The sequence below is a fragment of the Streptomyces sp. Ag109_O5-1 genome (genome assembly GCF_003814875.1).
In the GTDB taxonomy this organism is placed as follows: domain Bacteria; phylum Actinomycetota; class Actinomycetes; order Streptomycetales; family Streptomycetaceae; genus Streptomyces; species Streptomyces sasae.
On sequence record NZ_RKQF01000003.1, the window covers coordinates 12,718 to 30,462 of the forward strand.

The 17,745-nt window shown below is 68.3% G+C and carries 16 protein-coding genes and 5 pseudogenes; 10 read left to right on the forward strand and 11 right to left on the reverse strand.

Going from position 1 to position 17,745, the window contains the following annotated elements; genetic code table 11:
- Nucleotides 1-248: 248 nt before the first annotated feature.
- Nucleotides 249-389 (forward strand): annotated as a pseudogene (locus tag EDD90_RS54510) (IS701 family transposase); the annotation flags it as partial.
- 307 nt (nt 390-696) lie between these two features.
- On the opposite strand, the gene EDD90_RS54515 reads toward EDD90_RS54510, so the two are convergent.
- Nucleotides 697-1,401, reverse strand: a complete 705-nt coding sequence (locus EDD90_RS54515) for an SDR family oxidoreductase (RefSeq protein ID WP_185149749.1) — start codon at nt 1,399-1,401, stop codon at nt 697-699.
- 79 nt (nt 1,402-1,480) lie between these two features.
- Here EDD90_RS54515 and EDD90_RS54520 point away from each other — a divergent pair, with 79 nt between their 5' ends.
- Both EDD90_RS54520 and EDD90_RS54525 read left to right on the forward strand, forming a co-directional pair.
- Nucleotides 1,481-1,840, forward strand: coding sequence for a helix-turn-helix domain-containing protein (locus EDD90_RS54520; protein WP_123982891.1), 360 nt, complete (start codon nt 1,481-1,483; stop codon nt 1,838-1,840).
- A 262-nt stretch (nt 1,841-2,102) separates the two neighbouring features.
- On the forward strand, nt 2,103-2,501 hold the full coding sequence (locus tag EDD90_RS54525) for an IS5 family transposase (RefSeq protein ID WP_260328879.1): 399 nt from the start codon (nt 2,103-2,105) through the stop codon (nt 2,499-2,501).
- 52 nt (nt 2,502-2,553) lie between these two features.
- On the opposite strand, the gene EDD90_RS54530 is transcribed toward EDD90_RS54525, so the two are convergent.
- Genes EDD90_RS54530 through EDD90_RS54540 form a run of 3 tightly spaced genes read right to left on the reverse strand, consistent with a single transcriptional unit; the run spans nt 2,554 to nt 3,555 of the window.
- Nucleotides 2,554-2,874 (reverse strand): DUF1048 domain-containing protein, encoded by a 321-nt coding sequence (locus EDD90_RS54530; RefSeq protein ID WP_123982895.1) that lies wholly within the window; start codon nt 2,872-2,874, stop codon nt 2,554-2,556.
- Between the two features lies 1 nt (nt 2,875).
- A complete protein-coding gene (locus EDD90_RS54535) occupies nt 2,876-3,232 on the reverse strand; it encodes a DUF1048 domain-containing protein (RefSeq protein ID WP_123982897.1) in 357 nt (118 codons plus the stop codon).
- Entirely contained in the window at nt 3,229-3,555 is a 327-nt protein-coding gene (locus EDD90_RS54540) for a PadR family transcriptional regulator (protein ID WP_123982899.1), read from the reverse strand. Before EDD90_RS54540 ends, EDD90_RS54535 begins: the two co-directional genes overlap by 4 nt.
- A 683-nt stretch (nt 3,556-4,238) precedes the next feature.
- Here EDD90_RS54540 and EDD90_RS54545 point away from each other — a divergent pair.
- Nucleotides 4,239-4,668 (forward strand): annotated as a pseudogene (locus EDD90_RS54545) (transposase); the annotation flags it as partial.
- On the opposite strand, the gene EDD90_RS54550 reads toward EDD90_RS54545, so the two are convergent.
- The 5 genes and pseudogenes from EDD90_RS54550 to EDD90_RS54565 form a co-directional block, all read right to left on the reverse strand.
- Entirely contained in the window at nt 4,665-5,519 is an 855-nt protein-coding gene (locus EDD90_RS54550; protein ID WP_123982901.1) for an esterase family protein, read from the reverse strand. The pseudogene EDD90_RS54545 and the gene EDD90_RS54550 overlap by 4 nt on opposite strands.
- Nucleotides 5,520-5,661: 142 nt before the next feature.
- The gene (locus EDD90_RS54555; protein WP_398929073.1) at nt 5,662-6,378 is read right to left on the reverse strand and encodes a hypothetical protein; all 717 of its coding nucleotides are present in this window, start codon (nt 6,376-6,378) and stop codon (nt 5,662-5,664) included.
- A pseudogene (locus EDD90_RS58405) lies at nt 6,284-6,475 on the reverse strand (helix-turn-helix domain-containing protein); the annotation flags it as partial. The gene EDD90_RS54555 and the pseudogene EDD90_RS58405, both read right to left, overlap by 95 nt.
- A gap of 9 nt (nt 6,476-6,484) precedes the next feature.
- Entirely contained in the window at nt 6,485-7,513 is a 1,029-nt protein-coding gene (locus EDD90_RS54560) for an NAD-dependent epimerase/dehydratase family protein (protein WP_123982903.1), read from the reverse strand.
- 699 nt (nt 7,514-8,212) lie between these two features.
- Nucleotides 8,213-8,620 carry a RidA family protein gene (locus EDD90_RS54565; RefSeq protein ID WP_123982905.1) on the reverse strand — a complete coding sequence of 136 codons (408 nt, stop codon included), beginning with the start codon at nt 8,618-8,620 and terminating at the stop codon, nt 8,213-8,215.
- A 142-nt stretch (nt 8,621-8,762) separates the two neighbouring features.
- On the opposite strand from EDD90_RS54565, the gene EDD90_RS54570 reads away from it, so the two are divergent.
- Nucleotides 8,763-9,143 carry a helix-turn-helix domain-containing protein gene (locus EDD90_RS54570; RefSeq protein ID WP_123982907.1) on the forward strand — a complete coding sequence of 127 codons (381 nt, stop codon included), beginning with the start codon at nt 8,763-8,765 and terminating at the stop codon, nt 9,141-9,143.
- A 350-nt stretch (nt 9,144-9,493) separates the two neighbouring features.
- Here the strand turns inward: EDD90_RS54570 and EDD90_RS54575 are convergent.
- Nucleotides 9,494-10,413 (reverse strand): annotated as a pseudogene (locus tag EDD90_RS54575) (LysR family transcriptional regulator).
- A 153-nt stretch (nt 10,414-10,566) separates the two neighbouring features.
- Here EDD90_RS54575 and EDD90_RS54580 point away from each other — a divergent pair.
- From EDD90_RS54580 to EDD90_RS54605, 5 genes and pseudogenes are all read left to right on the forward strand, one after another.
- Nucleotides 10,567-10,866: pseudogene (locus EDD90_RS54580) on the forward strand (DMT family transporter); the annotation flags it as partial.
- 142 nt (nt 10,867-11,008) lie between these two features.
- The gene (locus EDD90_RS54585) at nt 11,009-11,371 is read left to right on the forward strand and encodes a hypothetical protein (protein WP_123982909.1); all 363 of its coding nucleotides are present in this window, start codon (nt 11,009-11,011) and stop codon (nt 11,369-11,371) included.
- A 280-nt stretch (nt 11,372-11,651) separates the two neighbouring features.
- The gene (locus tag EDD90_RS54590) at nt 11,652-12,002 is read left to right on the forward strand and encodes a hypothetical protein (protein WP_123982911.1); all 351 of its coding nucleotides are present in this window, start codon (nt 11,652-11,654) and stop codon (nt 12,000-12,002) included.
- Nucleotides 11,999-12,682 carry a restriction endonuclease gene (locus EDD90_RS54595; protein WP_123982912.1) on the forward strand — a complete coding sequence of 228 codons (684 nt, stop codon included), beginning with the start codon at nt 11,999-12,001 and terminating at the stop codon, nt 12,680-12,682. Before EDD90_RS54590 ends, EDD90_RS54595 begins: the two co-directional genes overlap by 4 nt.
- A 721-nt stretch (nt 12,683-13,403) precedes the next feature.
- On the forward strand, nt 13,404-17,078 hold the full coding sequence (locus EDD90_RS54605) for a hypothetical protein (protein WP_123982916.1): 3,675 nt from the start codon (nt 13,404-13,406) through the stop codon (nt 17,076-17,078).
- 291 nt (nt 17,079-17,369) lie between these two features.
- Here EDD90_RS54605 and EDD90_RS58410 read toward each other — a convergent pair whose 3' ends face one another.
- Nucleotides 17,370-17,579 (reverse strand): hypothetical protein, encoded by a 210-nt coding sequence (locus EDD90_RS58410; protein WP_123982918.1) that lies wholly within the window; start codon nt 17,577-17,579, stop codon nt 17,370-17,372.
- Between the last annotated feature and the right edge of the window lie 166 nt (nt 17,580-17,745).

A 17,745-nucleotide genomic window follows, 5' to 3' on the forward strand; every position in this document is an offset into this window, starting at 1 on the left:
CTGGTGGCGGGCCTGCTGAGTGCGGAGACGTTCTTGTTCGATGTGGTGCAGCCAGTATTCCTCGAAGTCTCCGTTGATGATCACGGCGCGGAGCAGCGGGATGCCGCCTCCCGCGCGTCCAGTTCCTCGAACAGCGAACCCATCGCCGCCCCCAACGCCGTGACCACACCGTAGAAGCAGAATTCCCAAGACCACAGCCCCAGCGCCGAACTCCCAGCTCACCCCCTCCCTACGGAAGAGCCGCACCCAAACAGGCCCTGGGACTTGCCCACTTCGAGGGCCGCACCTGGAACGGCTGGCACCACCTCGTCACCCTCGTCTCCGTCGCGCACGCCTTTTGCACCCTGCAACGACTGGCCCGAGCCCCAAAAGACGCGGGGCTGGCCTGAGCCTCTACCAAGTCGTCCGCGAGCTGCAGACACTCCTCGCCCTCTGGACCGGCGCCTGCCCCACCTGCCACCGCGACATACCAACACCAATACGGACCTGACCAAGCGCTACTAGAAGGGGGACCGCGAGGTGCACAGTGGCGGCTCGGCGCACTGATACGGTGGTGGGGCGACCCCGCAGGACTGGGGTGGCCCCACCGCCGTGCGGTTGCAGACCGTACGAGGATTGCCCGGCGTCCGAGAACAGGGCGCCGGCTCTGTTCACGTGTCGTGACAGCGAGCGTTGGCAGCACTCGTCAGCTTGGCATCAGGCGGATTTGTGGCGGGCGCCGCCCTCGATGTGGATCGTCTCACCGGAGACAAAACCCGCACCAAGGAGCCACATGACCGTGTCGACGACGTCGTCGGTCTCGCCGTAGCGTCCTACGAAGGTCCCGGCCGCGCTCTTGCCCAGCAAGCCGGTCTTTTCGTCGCCAAGGCGATCCCAGGTGCCCGAGTCCACGACACCAGGCGAGACGGCGTTGACCCGTACCGGCGCCAGATCCGCCGCGAGGTGGCGCGCGGCGTACTCGACCGCACCGTTGGTGACCCCTTTGACGAGTGATCCCAGTGCGGGGCGCCAGCCGACAACACCGGAGAACAGCACCATCGACCCGGTCGGCCGCAGTACCGGCGCGAAGTGTTTGGCGACCAGCATCGGGCCGACCACCTTCGCCGTGAACGCAGCCAGCAGCTTGTCGCGATCCAGCTCGGTCGCGCGAACATCGTGCGGCGCCGAACCGGTCATCACGATGTGGTCAATTCCATCCTTCAGCAGCTCCGCCGCGGCCGCGAGCGTCGACTCGTCCTGCAGATCGACCCGCACCGCGGTAGCGCCGATCTCGCGCGCCAGCACGTCGGCCGCAGCCAGACCGCGGGCACCGACAACAACGTCGTAGCCGTCCTTCGCTGCACGCCTCGCGACGGCCGCGCCGAGCGCCCGTGCACCGCCGATGACCAGGATCCGCTCCATGCGTCTCACTCCCTCTCGTAGGATCGGGTGCAACGGTATGGATTTGATACCGGTATCTTCAACGGAACTGGGAGCAGCCATGGGCAAGGCGTACAACGTGATGGCAGCGACCTGCCCGAGCCGCACGGTGCTGCACCGTATCGGCGCCCGCTGGACCGTGTTCGTCGTCAACGCCCTCGACGACGGACCTCGCCGCTTCACCGAGCTGAAGGGGCATATCCAGGGGATCACCCCGAAGGTCCTGACCGAAACCCTGCGCTCCCTGGAAGCCGACGGTCTGATCAGCCGCCACACGTACGAGGAGAACCCGCCCCGCGTCGAGTACGCCCTGACACCGCTGGGCCGCTCTCTGCTCATTCCACTCCGCGCCGTACGGCTCTGGGCCGAAGAGCATGTCCCGGACATCGAGGCGGCCCGAGCACGCCAGCCGATTCTCTGACCCATGAGTCGACTGCCGGCATGAACCGGAGCGGCAAGGCCAACGCCCAGCAGGTCACCGTCCGCAGACCGCCCACTACTTCTCCACCGCCCAGGAACTGCACGACTGGGCCAAGGACCCCGTGCCCTCCCACCGCACGGCAGTGCCGTCGAAACTCGTGAACATCTCTCGACGGAGTGATCGCCAACTGCCTCCGGAACTCATGCCCAAGTGCTGTCGCTCAACGTGAACAGAGCCGATCAGGCGAGTCGTTGGTAGGACTGTGGGGCATAGGGGTGATTTGACTGACGCCCAGTGGGAACGACTTGAGCCGCTCCTGTCAGTGAGCGACCGACGCTGTGGCCGATGGCGGGACCATCGGCAGGTAATCAACGGAGTGCTGTACCGGATCCGGACAGGCGTGCAGTGGCGCGATCTGCCGGAACGCTACGGATCGTGGAAGACGGTGCACGAGCGGCATCGCCGCTGGTCAGCGGACGGCACCTGGGAGTTGCTCCTCCAGCGGGTCCAGGCCGAGGCTGGCGCGGCCGGCGACATCGACTGGGATGTGTCCGTGGACTCGACTTCCGTCGGCTTGCCGACCTGCTCGGCCACCTCCGTGGGCAGGGCCTGCGGCAGCTTCTGGTGGCCGATTGGCCGGCGCCTGGTCGCGCGGTGCTGAGGCAGGCGGGCCGCTCGGGCGGGTTACGCTCGCCGACATGGGGCGGCGGGTGTTACTGCTCGTGTGCGCCGGGTTCCGCGCTGATGGATTCCTGGTAGACGTCCGCGTAGGTAGGGGAGTCCTTGACCAGGTCGTCGCAGAACGCGGCGACGTCGGTGCCGATGAGTTCCAAGACTCCCTTGCCTGTGGCGACGCCCTCCTCGAAGAAGTCGAGGATCCCGGGGAGCAGGACAGGCAAGCTGACCGGTCCGACCTTGAACAGGTACCTCCGTATCTCCTTGTGGACGATCTGGTAGTCCGGCGGGAGGGCCTTGATCCGAGCCAGGTGCGCCCGCCACTGTTTCTTTCCCTCGATGATGTCCTGGATGCTCACGTCAGCCTCCCAGCCGGCTCAACTTCCTTGCGACGTTCCTGTTCAACTGCTCGCGCCACCGGTCGCGGTAGGTTCGGGCCCCTTCTCCACCGGCAAGCGCGGTGCAGAAGCCCCGGATGTCGTCGCCGAGCACCTCGTTGGCGCTCTGTCCGTCCGCCGCTGCTACTTCGAGCAGCCCCAGGGCGGCGTCGAGGATCGGCATCAGGTTGCGGCCGGTGAAGTCCCCGTAAGGGAAGAGGTGGGCGATGATCTGTCCCCACGCCGCCCGGTAGTCGTCCGGCAGGGTCTCGGACCTGGCTTCGAACGCCTTCCATTCTCTGGTGAGATCGCTGCCGGTGACCTTCTCCCAGAAGTTCATCTCCCGTCCTCCTTGAGCCTGTCGATGCGTGATGAGACGTACTGCCACTTCGCCCAGAACTTCGCGAGTTCCTCGCGTCCGGCGTCGTTCAGCGCGTAGAACTTGCGCGGCGGACCGACCCCGGATGGTCGTTTCGTCACCTGGACGAGCCCGTTCCTCTCCAGCCGCAGCAAGATGGTGTACACCGTCCCCTCGATGACGTCGGCGAAGCCGAGCTCGTTCAGCTGACGGGTGATGGCGTACCCGTAGGTTTCCTCGCTGCCGATGATTTCGAGCACGCACCCTTCCAGCGTGCCCTTCAACATCTCCGTCAGGTCGTCCATCGCGGGTGCTCCTCAGCCCTGCCGGTACTGCGTACTACCGAGTACCGCTATACGGTACCACTGAGTAGTGGAGGGAGGCAGTGGCTCAGGTAGGCGTAAACCCGGGATCTGCTGGCGAGGAGCCGCGCTATGACGGGAGCCACTCATCGGTCGGCTCCGAACTCGGCGAGGGCTCGTAGGCCACCACCGCAACGCCCCGATCCTCGATCTCCCAGGCTGCTTGTCGGCCGGCTTGCACCTGTCGTCACAGGCCAACAGAGGCGTCGGCCGTCAGTGGGACCGCCTCCATCGTGTGGGAAGAGGCGGTTGGTTCAGAGAATCGGCCACTGCGCGCACCCTCATCCACCACGGGCTGGACACCGTCGGCGACGTCGCCCGTACCCCGCTCGCCACCCTGCAGCGCTTGCTCGGCGTCACCACCGGCCGCCGGCTCCACGAACGCGCCCCCTGCCCAAGACCACCATGGTCACCCAGGCCTTCGACCGGGACGAACTCGATCCGGACGCACACCACCGAGCCGCCCTCGCCCTCACTCACGAACTCGGCGCCCGCCTCCGCAGCGACCAGACCGCAGCCCGCCCCCCACCCTCACCGTGCGCTACGCCGACCGCACCACCAGCCGCATCCGCACCCAGCCCGAGGCCACCTCACACACCCTCGCCCTGACCCGCACCGCGACCGGGCTGATCGAGGCCCGATTCCGCGCGCACGAGCTGGCTGAGATCGTGGCCGGTATGCCCGGCATCGGCCCGCTGCTGGGCGTCGAGTTCCTTGCCGCGATCGGCCCTGACCTTGCGGGCTTCGCCAGCCCGGACGGGCTGGCAGCATTCGCCGGCCTGGCGCCGGCGCCGAACGATTCCGGGAAGCGCAATGGCAACCTGCACCACCCACGCCCACTACCATCGGGGCCTGTAGCGCATCTTCTACATGTCAGCCCTGACGAGTGTCCGCTGCGACCCCAACTCCCGGACGTTCTACGACCGCAAGCGGGCTGAGGGGAAACGCCATACCCAGGCCGTGATCGCCCTCGAGCGCCGCAGAGTCAACGTCCTGTGGGACCTGATCCGAGACCGGTGCCCCTGTGAAGTGGTCCCGTCCTGGCCGGCGGGCTAGTCCGGGCGATCATCCGACCGCCACAACCTGCGCAGGGCATCAGGGAGCAGGACTCCACCGTGGTTGGGGCTGTGGCCGCCGTCGCCCAGGACGAGGCGGAAGTCGTATCCGGCTTCCGCGAGTGCGGCCGCGACACGCAAGTTGTTGGCGAGCCAGTTCGTCTCGGGCTCGTTCCAGCGCAGGTCGCGATGGCCCGCTTGCAGGACGATGCGCAGTGGCTTGCGGGGAGCGCGGGGGATCAGTTCGGGGTACGGGTTGCCGCCTGGCATCTGCGTGAAGCTGGACAGGTACGCGATGACGCGGCGGAACTTGTCCGGGCGCAGCCATGCTGCGGTGAAGGCGCAGTTGCCGCCGCTGCTGCCACCGCAGATGCCCCACCGGTCAGGGTCCTCGGTGATCGTGTACCGCTGTGTGATCTCGGGGATGATCTCGTCCAGGAGGAAGCTGACGTATCGGTCGTCGAATGCGTCGTAGTCGGTGTTGCGGTTCTTCGGGTCCGCGGCGTCGGGGAAGATGCCGGGGTCGACGAACACGCCGATGGTGACCGGGATGTCGCCGCGGTGGACGAGGTTGTCCAGGACGATCGCGCCGCGGACCTCTCCTTCGGGGTCCAGGTACCACCATCCGTCCTGGAACACCATCAGCGACGCGGGCTGTGCGGGGTCGTACTGGGCGGGCACGTGAACCCAGAACTTCCGGGAGGTGCCCGGGTAGATCGGGCTGTCGTTCCAGTCGAACTCGATTGTCTCGCCGACAGGCACGCCGGGCTGGACAGCCGAGTCGGGGCCGTGGGCGTAGCGGACGTCCGACTGGTCGACCGGCAGCGGCTGGTAGGGCACCTCGATCGTCACGCAGGCCAACCTAGGAGAGATCACGAGCCCTCTCAAAGGGGTTTAATGCCCATGTCTTGCGGCTTGGCTTCCCCACGGGGAAGCCACCGCGGTCTCGGCTTCGGTGCCGAGTCCGGGCGAGGCGTGCTGTCAGTGCCCTGGTTCAGAGGCTGGTGAGCAGTTGCAGGCGCTCGGCGCTGGATGAGCCCTGGTCGGCGTGGTAGACGACGAGGAGTTGCTGCGCCTCTGGCCTGAGGAGTTTCTCGTAGCGCAGGTCCAGCTGTCCGACCAGGGGATGGTTGAACCGTGTGTAGGCGGCGGTGCCGCGGCGCACTTCCCGTCTGGCCCACAGGGTGCGGAAGCGTTCGCTGGTGACCGTCATCTCGCCGATGCTCTCCAGGAGTCCGGGATCGGCGTCGTTGATGCTGTGGGTCGCGCGAAGTCCGGAGACGGCTTTGGCGGTCATGTCGTCCCACTGGGGATAGAGGCTGCGCATCTCGGGCTCGAGGAACACGGCTCGCAGGGGGTTGCTCCCCACGGCGAAGAATGGACACAAGGCCACAGCCGGGCGGTTGGCGGCGACGACGTGGCCGGCTGTCCCCTGGGCGTAGGCGGGTGTGAGGGGCCAGCCGTCGAGCAGGGGCTGGAGGTCGGCTTGGGCCCGTCTGGGAGCGGGGACGGCGTCGCCGGGCCGGGGGCGTGGGGTGGGCGAGGCGGTGCAGGTAGGCGACGGCGCCGTCGTCGAGTTGCAGCGCCGCGGCGAGACTTTCGAGGATCTGGTCGGAGGGGTGCTGGTTGCGGCCCTGCTCCAGTCGCAGGTAGTACTCGGGGCTGATGCCGGCGAGGTGGGCAACCTCCTCCCGGCGCAGCCCCGGGACACGGCGGCGTTCTCCGGCGGGCAGGCCGGCCTCCTGGGGGCTGAGCTGTTCCCGCCGGGCCCGCAGGAAGTGGCCGAGGGTGCCCGCCATGTCGTTCATCCTTCGACGTTAGTCGGCGAGCAGGCCGAGCCGCACCAGACTGCGTGCACTCGCGACCACACTTTCCTCGTTCGAGCGCGGTGCCCAGTCCAGCTCCGCGCGGGCCTTGGCGTTGCCGGCCCGGCGGACCACGCCCAGCTGCGGCACTGTCTCGCGCAGCTGCGGGCTGGCCGTGGACAGCAGCCGCAGCAGCCAGGCGGGGGCCGACCGGGTGGGGGCCTTCGCGGCCGCTTCGCCCAGCTGGGAGCGCAGGGCGAGCGCGATCTGCTCGAAGGAGATCGGCTCGCCTGCCAGTGCCAGGTACCGCTGCCCGGCGGCAGCCGGCGAGGTCATCGCCTTGATGTGAAGGTCGGCGACGTCCCGGACGTCGACGGTATTGGTCCAGATCGGCGGCGCGGCGCGCATGGCGCCGGTGAGCATCGCGTGGATGATACGGATCGAGCTGGAGTAGTCGGAGCCGAGTACCGGACCGAACATTCCGACCGGGTTGATCGTGGTGAGTTCCAGGCCGTTGCCCTCGGCGGCGATGAAATCCCACGCCGCGCGCTCGGCGACAGCCTTCGACTTGACATATGGGGTCACGCCGGGCCCGTCCAGGTTTGTCCAGTCGGCTTCCGTGAAGACCCGGTCCGTCGGGCCGTGGCCGTAGCCGACCGCGGCGGACGAGGACGTCAGGACCACCCGCCTGACAGCGGCGTCCCGCGCGGCCCGCAGCACCCGCAGCGCACCGTCGCGGGCCGGGACGATCAGCTCGTTCTCGTCCTTCGGACGGGAGTTGGGGAACGGCGAAGCGATGTGCAGAACATAGTCGGCCCCCGCTGCGGCCCGGTCCCAGCCGGCGCCGGAGGCCAGGTCCGCCTCGACGTAGGAGACCCTCTCCCACTCCGGCGCCTCAGCCACGGAGAGCATCTTTTCGACGTCAGGTTGCCGCTTCAGCGAGCGCAGCGTGGTCATGACCTTGTGCCCCGACGCCAAGAGCCGCGCGATCGCTTGGGAGCCCAGGAAACCGGTCCCACCAGTAACGAGTACGTGTGCCATGACCACAGGATCACCGTGCGCGACCGCCCGGTTCCAGATCCTGCTGTTACTGGTACCCGCAGGGACAGGCATGACGGCCGCGTCGTCAGTTCTCCCGACCAGTCAGGTGGCCAGGTAGCACTGCGGCTGGCCAACTGCCGCTGCGAGCCGCCGTATCGGGCCCACTGCGAGAACGACCGAGCCCTGGGCCAGGACGTACCGGGTCGGCTGAGGCAGGCCATCGCGGGTGCGGGGAGCGGAAACGCCGCTTTCGATCAGCTGCGTTGTCTCCAGATCAGGTCGGAGGGAAGCGACGGATAGGTCGAGGCTGGGATCAGCACTACGACGAGTGAACGATCAGTCATGAGTTCAGGCTGTCCATCAGCGCACTCCGGCAACCAGGCGGCGAATTTCCAGGCCGCCACGGCGCCTCCAGCCCCCTGCCCGCACCCCCACGCCTCGGCCTGCTGTCCACAGGCCCCGCACTGAGCCCTCCGCTTTCTCCGGCACCAGGCAGCCGGGTATGACGGCTGTCCGTGCGATTGTCGGTCACCTGCGAATCCTCCCGCTCCCGGGGTGATGGATCAGTGCATCGGACCTGCTGTACAGGCCCATTGGCCGATCCGGCTCGGGCCCGGGCGCGAGAGTGACGGGTCCTGTCCCGTGGATACGGAACGCTGTAGGCGGCCATTCCGTGCTCGGTGGGCACGGGGCAGCTGTTCAGTCGAGGATCGCGGTGGCTTCGATCTCGACCAGATGGTCGGGGACATCCAGTGCTGCGACGCCTATCAGGGTGGCCGGCGGGACCGGGGTGACTCCCAGCTTCGCGGCCGCCCGGGATATGCCTTCCAGGAGCGGGGGCATCTTGTCGGGGGTCCAGTCGACGACGTAGAAGGTCAGTTTCGCAACGTCGCCGAAAGAGCCCCCGGCCTCGGCCAGGGCGGTGCCGATGTTGAGGTAGCACTGCTCGACCTGAGCGGCGAGGTCGCACTCGCCCACGGTGACTCCGTCGGTGTCCCAGGCGACCTGCCCGGCGATGAAGACCAGCTTCGACCCGGATGCGATCGACACCTGCCGGTAGACATCGATCTTGGGCAAACCGCTGGGGTTCACCATGGTGATAGCCATGCTGTCTGTCTCCTTGTCATGAGTGCCCGTGGGCTCGCGTCCACGCGATCAGGGCACTCTCGCTCTCTTGTGGTTACTCGGAAACCGTAGGAGAGTGAACGCTGACGTGGAAGAACGCACTTTTCAGTGACTGGGGAACCTGATGGTGACCAAGCAGTTCAGGGGCTCACCCGACGAAGCGGACCTCAGACGCGCGGATTCCTTGGCGCGGGAGATCTTCTCCGACGTTGCCAACAAGTGGGCGTTCCTGATCATCGAGACCCTCGGTGAGGGCACCCTGCGCTTCAGCGAACTGCGGAACGAGATCGAGGGCATCAGCCACAAGATGCTCACCCAGAACCTGCGCATGCTGGAGCGCAACGGCCTCGTCGAGCGCACCGTCCACCCCACGGTGCCACCCCGGGTCGAATACACCCTCACCGAACCGGGCCAGGGTCTGCGCGCAACCGTCGACGGAATGTGCGACTGGACCCACACCTACCTCGGTCACATCGAGACCGCCCGCCGCCGCTTCGATGCTTGACGCCCGCAGCGCACGGGAAGACCCACGTGGCGCCCCACCCCACGTGGTTCGCCGGGTTCATGGCGGTGATGCTCGAAGCGGCCAACTGGCGTGCTGCGTCGAGTGGCTCAGCTGAGGTGGCTCAGAGGGCGCCGAGTTTCGGTGGCTACGCCGAGATGGATGCCCCTGCTGGGCGGAGGCCGGGCGGTTGGCGGACTGCGGTCGGGTGCGGGCTGACGCCCGGCAGCACGGTGAGGAGATTTTCGTCGGTGTGGTCGCCTTGACTGCCGTACTCGTCATGCCGGGGTGTACGGCGTCTGACCACGCTCCTTACACGCCCCCGCCGCCGGCCTGTAGCCCGCGGGCCGCGGTCATGGGGACCGGGGCTCATCTTCAGGGTCGGCGGTGCTGGCCGCGTCCCGCAATGCGTCCAGCAGGCTGCGCAGGGCCGGTTGGCCGAGGGCGGTCTTTCGGACGGCGGCCGAGATCACCCGGACCGGTTCGGGGTTGCGGACCGGGCGTACGACGACACCGGGGTGCTGGTTGCGCAGTCCAGCCGCGGCATCAGACCGACGCCGAGGCCGGCCGCGACAAAGCCCTGCGCCGTGGCGTAGTCCTCGCTCTGGATGACGAAGTCGGGGCTGAAGCCGGCCGCCGCGCAGGAGTCGAGGACGGGCAGGAGGCAGGGACCGGGGGGCTCGCTGTCCACCCACTGCTCACCGGACAGCTCGTGCAGGTCGATCGTCTCCTTCCCGGCGAGAGGGTGTCCCATGGGCAGTACGGCCGCGTACGGGTCGTCGAGAAGGTGGACGAGCCGGAAGCCGTCGCCCGTGCGGTCCTGTGCCGCGACGACCACGGCCAGGTCGGCCCGGCCTCGTGCCACCTCCTGGAACGGGTCCTCCGGGTCGGTGAGTTCGAGGTCGACGCGGACGCCGGGGTGCTGGGCGCGGAGTCCGGCCAGGGCCGGCGCCATCAGGGTGGATCCGGCCGTGGGGAAGTAGCGGACCGACCGCCGGCCGGTGCGCCCGGCGCGGAGGTCGGCGAGCGCGCTCTCCGCCTGGGCGAGCGCCGTACTGATCAGCGCCGCGTGCTCGGTGAGCAGCAGCCCGGCCGCCGTGGGGCGCACCCCGCGTCCGACCCGCTCCAGCAGCGCGGTACCGGCCTGTTTCTCCAGCGCCGCCACCTGCTGGCTGACGGCGGACGGCGTGTAGCCGAGGTGGGCCGCGGCCGCGGTGACCGTGCCGCTGGTGACCACCGCGCGCAGGACCTGCAGTCGCCTCACATCAAGCATGCAGTACAGCTTAACGGTATGGGTAGAAGCGTTTGCTTGTTCTCAAAGATCGGCTCGGGCACCGTCGTAGGAGTCGCAGGCCAAGGACGGGACAACCAACCAACGAGACGACGAGACGACGAGACGACGAGACGACGAGAACGGGGAAACGCCATGACCGAGAACAGCGGCACGCGGGCCCTGCAGGGCGGCGTGCGGGTGGCCGTGCTCGCCCTGCTGTGGGGTTCGACCTTCCTCTGGATCGAGCTGGCGCTGCGCGGGCTCTCCCCGCTCCAGGTCACGTTCGCGCGCTGTGCCCTCGGCGCGCTCGTCCTCCTCGTCGCCTGCTACGTGACGGGGCACCGGCTGCCGGCGGGCGTCGCCGTCTGGCGGCACATCGTCGTCGCGGCCTTCTTCTGCAACGCCCTGCCGTTCGCGTTGTTCAGCGTGGGCCAGCAGACCGTCGGCTCCGGGCAAGGAGAGGCGTCCTTACAGGTGAGGAGAACGGCCTGGTGGGCGTGACCGCTGAAGTCACCGAGTCCAGCGCCCTCACCGGTGGCACGCTGCGCTGTGTAGCAGAATCAACCGATCACGGGTGTGCCGAGGGAGGCCACCGATGAGCTACAACGCGACGGTCCTGCAGGCGGCTCAGGCAAGCCAAGGAGCTCTCGTCCGCGGCTGGCTGGCCTCTCCCGCCCTGCCGGCCGAAGCGCCCGTACCGGACCCGGGTGCCCAGGTAGACGTGGCGGTCATGGACCTGGAGAACAAACTGCACGAGGTGCAACTGGCGGCCGCCCCACACGTCACAACCGCAGCCGAGACCCCCTACACGGCAGCCCGGGCTGCCGCCGACGCCCAATTCAACCTGCACATGAAGAATGGGTGCAACTGCCCCCCATGCTCGACAGAGCGGGGAGCCTGCATCGTGACATCTCCACGGGCAACGCCGGAAAATGGCGCAATCCGCCACCGCCGGTAGGCGTGACCGGCTGCGGCACCGGCACTCCCCGCGCACGTCATGGACTGGTCCTGGCCGCCTTCATCTCTGGTCAAAGCCCCCTTCGGGGGAACCGGGAGGGACGGGGCCGGCCCTGCGGGCGCAAGCGGCCGGGGTGCCGCTCAGCAGCCGAGGGTGCTCACGTATGGCGTGAACTTGCCCTGAAACAGGCGTAGTTGAGGGCGACCGGATGCGCCGCTGTCAGTGGCGGCCACCAGCATGGTGGGCGACAGGGGACGCGACGACCATCTGGGGGGACCACATGCCATTCGTGCGGCCGTACGTACGCTCCGACGGGACGCCGGTGCGCGGACATACCCGGTGGGCGCCGGGTGCACGCCGGGAACTGACCATCTTCGCCTTCGTCGGGCTGGCCGTGCTCGGGTACGGCAATAGCGCGGACGCCGGTGATGGATCCGGTACCCGCCCCCAGCCACGGGTCTCCTACCCGAATCGCTACGACCGTGCCGGTACCGGCGAGCAGGGTCGTGCGGTGCCGAGCCCGACCGTGTCGTACCCGATCAGGTTCGACACCCCCACCACGCGCCCGGCGGTGCCCACGCCGACCGTGTCGTACCCGATCGACTTCTCACGCCTGGGAAGCGGCCGATGACCCGGCGTCAGCCCGCCCGCCGATCGCGTCGCAAGCAGCAGGACGACATCCAGTTCGCCCTGGTGGCCGTGATCGCGGCAGGGGTGGTCGCTCTCGTCGTGGCGGTGGTCCACTGGCTGCTCCTGCACTGGTGGCTGCTGCTCGCGGCGGCTGTTCTCTCCGTCCTGGCTGGCATCATGTGGTGGCGCCGGCGGGCGGAGCGCATGCGCTGGGAACAGGCCCGGGCACGCGCTTTGCGTTACGGCCTGGCCCAGCTGGACGCCCTCTCCCACCGGCAGTTCGAGTTCGCCGTACGTGACTTGATGCGCCGGGACGGCTGCACGGATGCAATCCAGGTCGGTGGGCAGGGAGATTTGGGCGCGGACGTGAAGGCGACCGACCCGCTGGGGCGCCGGTGGGTGATCCAGTGCAAACACCGCCGGGGCGGCGAACGGGGTGCCGCCGTGGGTACCCCGGAACTGCAGGTCCTCAACGGCACGGGCCGCCCGGTCCACCGGGCGGACGTGGTGGTGATGCTGACCAACGGCAGGATCACCCAGCCCGGGCGCGACTTCGCCCGCCAGCAGCGCCTTCATCTCGTAGACCGCCAACTGCTGGGAGCCTGGGCGTCACAGGGCCGTCCCCTGTGGGAACTGCTGCCCGCGCTTCCCGTGCCCCGCGGGCCCTCCTCCCTGTCCTGAGCGGATCTGCCGAAGGTGCCGTCACTGCATGCCGCAGGCCCTGCGGGTTCGTCTCCTGCCGAGGGCTGCTGATGGCCCGGGTCCCGAGCATGCCGAGCTCACTCCCGTTGCCGGTGTTGTCTTGCCGCAGCAAGACAACACCGGTCGCCTGCTGGAACTGCTGGAGGCCGAGGCGCGCCTATTCGGCGCCTCCCGGATGGTTCTCGACACCGCCTCGTCCTGGTCGAGGCCCACTCCCGTACGCCCTCCAGGGCCACCGCGAGATCCCGGCATGCTGCACGGGCCGCTCCGCCGAGATCTGCGGCGGCAAGGATCTCGGCCGGGCAGCTCGCGTTGCCTCGTCGCCGCCCTGATCCGGCGGTGGCTCCTGGCCGGCATCAGGAAATGGCACGTCGATCGGCGTGGCCTGCTGTGATATGAGGCTGCTGGAATGCACGGCCGCAAGGAGCTGAGCGAGAACGCCGACGGCAGCCTGCCGGCGTACCGGCTTGGTGGACCATACGGCTGGGAGCACGACACCGGCGAAGACACCGAAGAGCGAAAGGGAAAGCAGCAGGATGGGCACTTGGGCCAGACACCAGGACACGCAGACTCCCTGAGATCGGAGGCGATGGGGGGACGCACAGACCATGGCCGGGGAGAGGCCTGGCCTGCTGTCAGGCTGAAAGGTCCGAAAGACAGGGGTAGTTGACGCAGGTCAGGGCCTAGTCTGCGGGGGATCATGCCGAAGCTGTGTGAAGGGCAGGGGGTGACGGTGGGGGAGCCGTCCGGGGCGGTCGCGGATTTCTGCCGACTGTTGCGACGTCTGGTCCGCGGATGCCAGGTCCCGCAGAGCGACCTGGCCCGGGCGTTGCACCGCAGCGAGCCGGCTGTCTCCGCCCTACTCAACGCCAAGCGTTCCACCCCGCCTGCATGGGACGACGTGCTCGCCCTGGTGCAGCTGTGCCGGGCCAGAAAGGGCCCACGGCCACCCGCGGGAATGACCTTCGACGCGAGCTGGTGGCGCCTGCGTCTGGACGAGGTCGAAGCAGGCGCGACCGCTCCACGCGGCACATCCCCCGTCCATCCCAAGAACCAGGCTCTTTTGCGACCCGAGGCGGTCCCCTACACCTTTGCCGACGCTGTCGAGGTACTCGTCGCAGGACGCAGGGGATTCAAAGGGCTCACCGAAGAACTGCTCGAGCCGCTGCGGCTGAACGGCGCTACCAGCAGGGACCTGCGCCCGCTTTTCGAAGGGTTTACCGAGCGGGTACGGGCCAGTTGCGGCGTCACTCGCACCGCCCTGCTGTGCGCGGCGGACCTCGTCATCCTCGTCACCGCGTTCTGCGAGGCCGTCGCCCATGCCGACATCGTCCGCGGTGCCGAACCCGACCCCGCCCACGGCGATCTCACCACCGAGATCGTCACCGAACTCGAACGGGTCACCCTCGGCTCCACCCGGACCGGATCCGCTGCCCACCAGCGCCAGGAGATCGAGTCTGCCTACTCCTACGCAGCCGACCTCGTGTTCGGGCAGGTTGCTTCCCACAGCCGCCGGCCCGAACACGTCGCCCTTCACGCATGGCGCCGCTACGAAGCGCTGCTGGACCGAGTGACCTGGGACTGCCCCGAACTACACCTCACGTCCCACACCCAGGACCCGCCCGAACTCCTCGAACAGCCCTCGGCCGCAGCCGCGGCGACATCACTGACACGCCTGGCCGACCTGCTGGAACCCTTCGCCCAACCGGCCAAAGCCTCTGATCACCACCGCAGGCATCTGCATCAACCGATCGCCGCCGGAGAAGAAGCCGGACCCCGCATGCCCACCCTCCAGGCCGGCTACATCGATCCCGCCTTCCGCATCGCCGGCCACAATCATGCCCACAGCCTGTCCCGGGACGACTGGTGGCAGACGCAGCCACTGCGCGAGGACCTCGCCGACTTCCTGGCCGCCTACCTGCTCACCGACCACGCCACCCAGACGCCGCTGCTGATCCTGGGACACCCGGGCAGCGGCAAGTCGCTGCTAACCAAGTTGATCGCTGCCCGGCTCCCGGCCTCGGAGTTCTTCTGCCAGCGCATCGAACTACGCCACCTGCCCGCCGATCTGGACATCCAGGAACAGATCGAGGAAGCACTGTGGCGCACCACAGGCCGCCGCACGGCATGGGCCGAGGCCGTCGAGCAGGCCTCCGGCATCGTCCGGGTCATCCTCTTCGACGGGTTCGACGAACTGCTGCAGGCTGTCGCCGACAATCCCGACGGAGGACGCCACTACGACTACTTACACAAAGTGGAGCAGTTCCAGCGGCGCGAGAGCGAACAGGACCGTCCCACCATCGTGATCGCCACCAGCCGCACCCTCGTCGCCGACCAGGCCCGAACTCCCCCCGCAGCAACCGTCATCCGGCTGGAACCCTTCGACGACCAGCGCATCGCCCACTGGCTGACCGTCTGGAACACCACGAATGGCCGCTACTTCAGCACCCGCGGCCTGCACCCCCTCGCCCCAGACGTACTGGAGCCCCATCGCGACCTCGCTGGCCAGCCCCTGCTCCTGATGATGCTCGCCCTCTACGACGCCACCGGCAACGCCCTCTTCCATCGCAAAGCCAACGCCATCGACCGGCTTGGCCTCTACGAGCGGCTGCTGGCGGAGTTCGTCCGCCGCCAGATCACCAAACACCAGGAGACACGGCCGCCCCACGACGAAGCTGAGACCGTCGAACGCGAACTGCAACGCCTGTCCGTCATCGCGATCGGCATGTTCAATCGCCGCCGGCAAGACATCACGGCCGAGAACGCCGAAAGCGACCTGTCCGTCCTCCTCGGCGACACTCCGCAGTCCCCGCCCCTGCTGTTCGGCCGCTTCTTCTTCATCCACCAGGCCCAGGCCGTCCTGACCGGCACACACCTGCGGTCCTACGAATTTCTCCACGCCACCTTCGGCGAGTACCTCCTCACCCGCCTGATCACCGACGAAGTGCACCATCTCCTCATCCACAGCGCTGCCGGCGGCCCCGGCATCGACGACGCACGGCTGTACGCCCTGCTCTCTCATGTCCCGCTGAGCGACCGGCCCGAGGCTCTGCACAACATCGCAGAACTCCTTGCCCCGCTCCCGCCCGAACACCGTGCCCAACTCGCCAGCCTCCTGGGACGCCTGTTCCGCCAGGCCACCCAGGACACCTCCCACCGCAGCCACCTCCCCTACCGGCCGACCGCGCCCCACCGCACCCAACAGGACGCCATCTACACCGCCAACCTGCTGCTCCTGGCCGCCCGGACCCACTTGCCCCTGCGCATCTCCGAGATCGTCGGCGAGCACGCCACCCTCGACCAGTGGCACCGCCACACCTGGCTGTGGCGCTCACAACTGGGCGACACCTCGTGGAATGCGCTCGTCGCCTCACTGAACACCCGCCCGGTGACCGACAAGGACAGCCGGGACCTGCACGTGGGCCCGACCGGGACACCGACCGAACTCAACCCTGCCTGGGCTCTGGACCTCACCAGCCCGGCCACACCGCCGGCCACCGTCCACGCTACGGAGGAACAACCCCTCATCCAGCGGCTGCACGCCAACGCCGTCTTCACCTGGGAACCCGATCTCCACATCCTGCTGCACGCGATAGCTCCCTTGCTCGACCAGATACCCGAGGCCTTCCACACCCACCACGTCCTCGACGACAGCCGCAGCACGTCTGCCGCCCACAGCCTCATCGGCCTGCTCTTCCGCCCCGCTTCCCACACCTCCTACACGGATCTTCTCTTCTTCCTGCACGCCTTTCAGGGAGAAGACCGCTCCCTGACCGCTGACATCGCGGCCCGCCACCTCCGCGACGCCGCCAGCGCACTGCCGGCGGACACCGCCCTCGCCCTCCTTGACGCGCTGACCTCTCCCCAAGTCACCGGCTCCGGCGGCGTCAAAGCCCACACCTGGCTGGTCCTCACCGACTGCCTCGTACAACTGGCCGCCCGCCAGGACATCTCCCACGAACAACTCCGCCTGATCACAGCCCGGTTCCGGCCCCAGGCTCCTGCCCTCGGCAATGACACATCCGCCTGCCTGCGTCTGCTCAGCCTGCTTAAGGAAGCCCAGAGCACCCACCTGTGGCAAGGCGCCCGCCGCACGGACGCCAGGACAACCCTCGATGCCGCTATGGCACTCCTCGACCAGATCCCTCCCACCCAGCAACCCCGCACCCTGGTCATCGGCCTGCTCCGCCTGGCCCGCGACCTCGGAGCCGACGACTGGCTGGAAGAACACAGCGAGCCGTTTCTGCTGACACTGGACAGCGACGACCTGCAGCATCTGAGACCGACAGACATCGACTGGCTACGACCCACCGTGCACGACCACGCCCTGCGTGCCCACCTGGACCGCATCGAAGCCGCCTGGCGCAAAAGCTGAGAGGTATCCCGCCGCAGCCCCACTGAGCCGCGTGCATCGTGAAGTCGCAGGTCACGGGTCTGGTGTGCGCGGGGTTCTCGATACTCGTGCCAGTCGCGGGCGGATGACTTCGGTGAAGATCGTCGGTCAGCGGGAGGCTTCGCGGTTCGTCAGGACCAGCAGGGCCCTCACCAGGGCGGTCACCCACTTCGGGTCGGTGCGGACCTTGCCGAGGACCCGTCAGTTTCTGAGATGGGCGAAGCCGTGCTCAACCGGCGCCTGGACGGCGGCCAGCGCCTTGTTGGACAGTTTCTACCCTCGGGTCAGGGGCCGGTGGCGGGCTGCCTTGTAGCCGGTGGGCACCGCCGGGTCGGCGTCCGAGCCGCTGTCGTCAAGGCCGACGAAGCCCAGGTCGGCGATGGCGCCGAGTGCGCGATCCAGGCGCGGGGCGCAGACGGCGAGCAAGCCGACGGCCTCGCGCACCCAGCGGCCGGAGTGTCCACCGACTTCATCTACCGACATCCCGTCCTACGCCCGCAGGTCGAGGCGCTCCGCCGGGCACGACGCGATTCCATCCCGGGCGACGCAGCTCACGCCCCCGACGCTGAGGCTGCCGCCAGTACGCTGGTCCGCCGCCTCATCCAACAGCTGGCCGCCGACCGCCACAAACACTGTGAAGAAGTTGCCC

What these genes read in the sequence shown, in the direction of transcription:
- EDD90_RS54605 (WP_123982916.1), top strand. Translation starts at nt 13,404, where the DNA reads ATGCCGAAGCTGTGTGAAGGGCAGGGGGTGACGGTGGGGGAGCCGTCC.
- EDD90_RS54540 (WP_123982899.1), bottom strand. Translation starts at nt 3,555, where the DNA reads ATGGACGACCTGACGGAGATGTTGAAGGGCACGCTGGAAGGGTGCGTG.
- EDD90_RS54520 (WP_123982891.1), top strand. Translation starts at nt 1,481, where the DNA reads ATGGGCAAGGCGTACAACGTGATGGCAGCGACCTGCCCGAGCCGCACG.
- EDD90_RS54535 (WP_123982897.1), bottom strand. Translation starts at nt 3,232, where the DNA reads ATGAACTTCTGGGAGAAGGTCACCGGCAGCGATCTCACCAGAGAATGG.
- EDD90_RS54590 (WP_123982911.1), top strand. Translation starts at nt 11,652, where the DNA reads ATGCCATTCGTGCGGCCGTACGTACGCTCCGACGGGACGCCGGTGCGC.
- EDD90_RS54570 (WP_123982907.1), top strand. Translation starts at nt 8,763, where the DNA reads ATGGTGACCAAGCAGTTCAGGGGCTCACCCGACGAAGCGGACCTCAGA.
- EDD90_RS54560 (WP_123982903.1), bottom strand. Translation starts at nt 7,513, where the DNA reads ATGGCACACGTACTCGTTACTGGTGGGACCGGTTTCCTGGGCTCCCAA.
- EDD90_RS54565 (WP_123982905.1), bottom strand. Translation starts at nt 8,620, where the DNA reads ATGGCTATCACCATGGTGAACCCCAGCGGTTTGCCCAAGATCGATGTC.
- EDD90_RS54585 (WP_123982909.1), top strand. Translation starts at nt 11,009, where the DNA reads ATGAGCTACAACGCGACGGTCCTGCAGGCGGCTCAGGCAAGCCAAGGA.
- EDD90_RS54515 (WP_185149749.1), bottom strand. Translation starts at nt 1,401, where the DNA reads ATGGAGCGGATCCTGGTCATCGGCGGTGCACGGGCGCTCGGCGCGGCC.
- EDD90_RS54595 (WP_123982912.1), top strand. Translation starts at nt 11,999, where the DNA reads ATGACCCGGCGTCAGCCCGCCCGCCGATCGCGTCGCAAGCAGCAGGAC.
- EDD90_RS58410 (WP_123982918.1), bottom strand. Translation starts at nt 17,579, where the DNA reads ATGTCGGTAGATGAAGTCGGTGGACACTCCGGCCGCTGGGTGCGCGAG.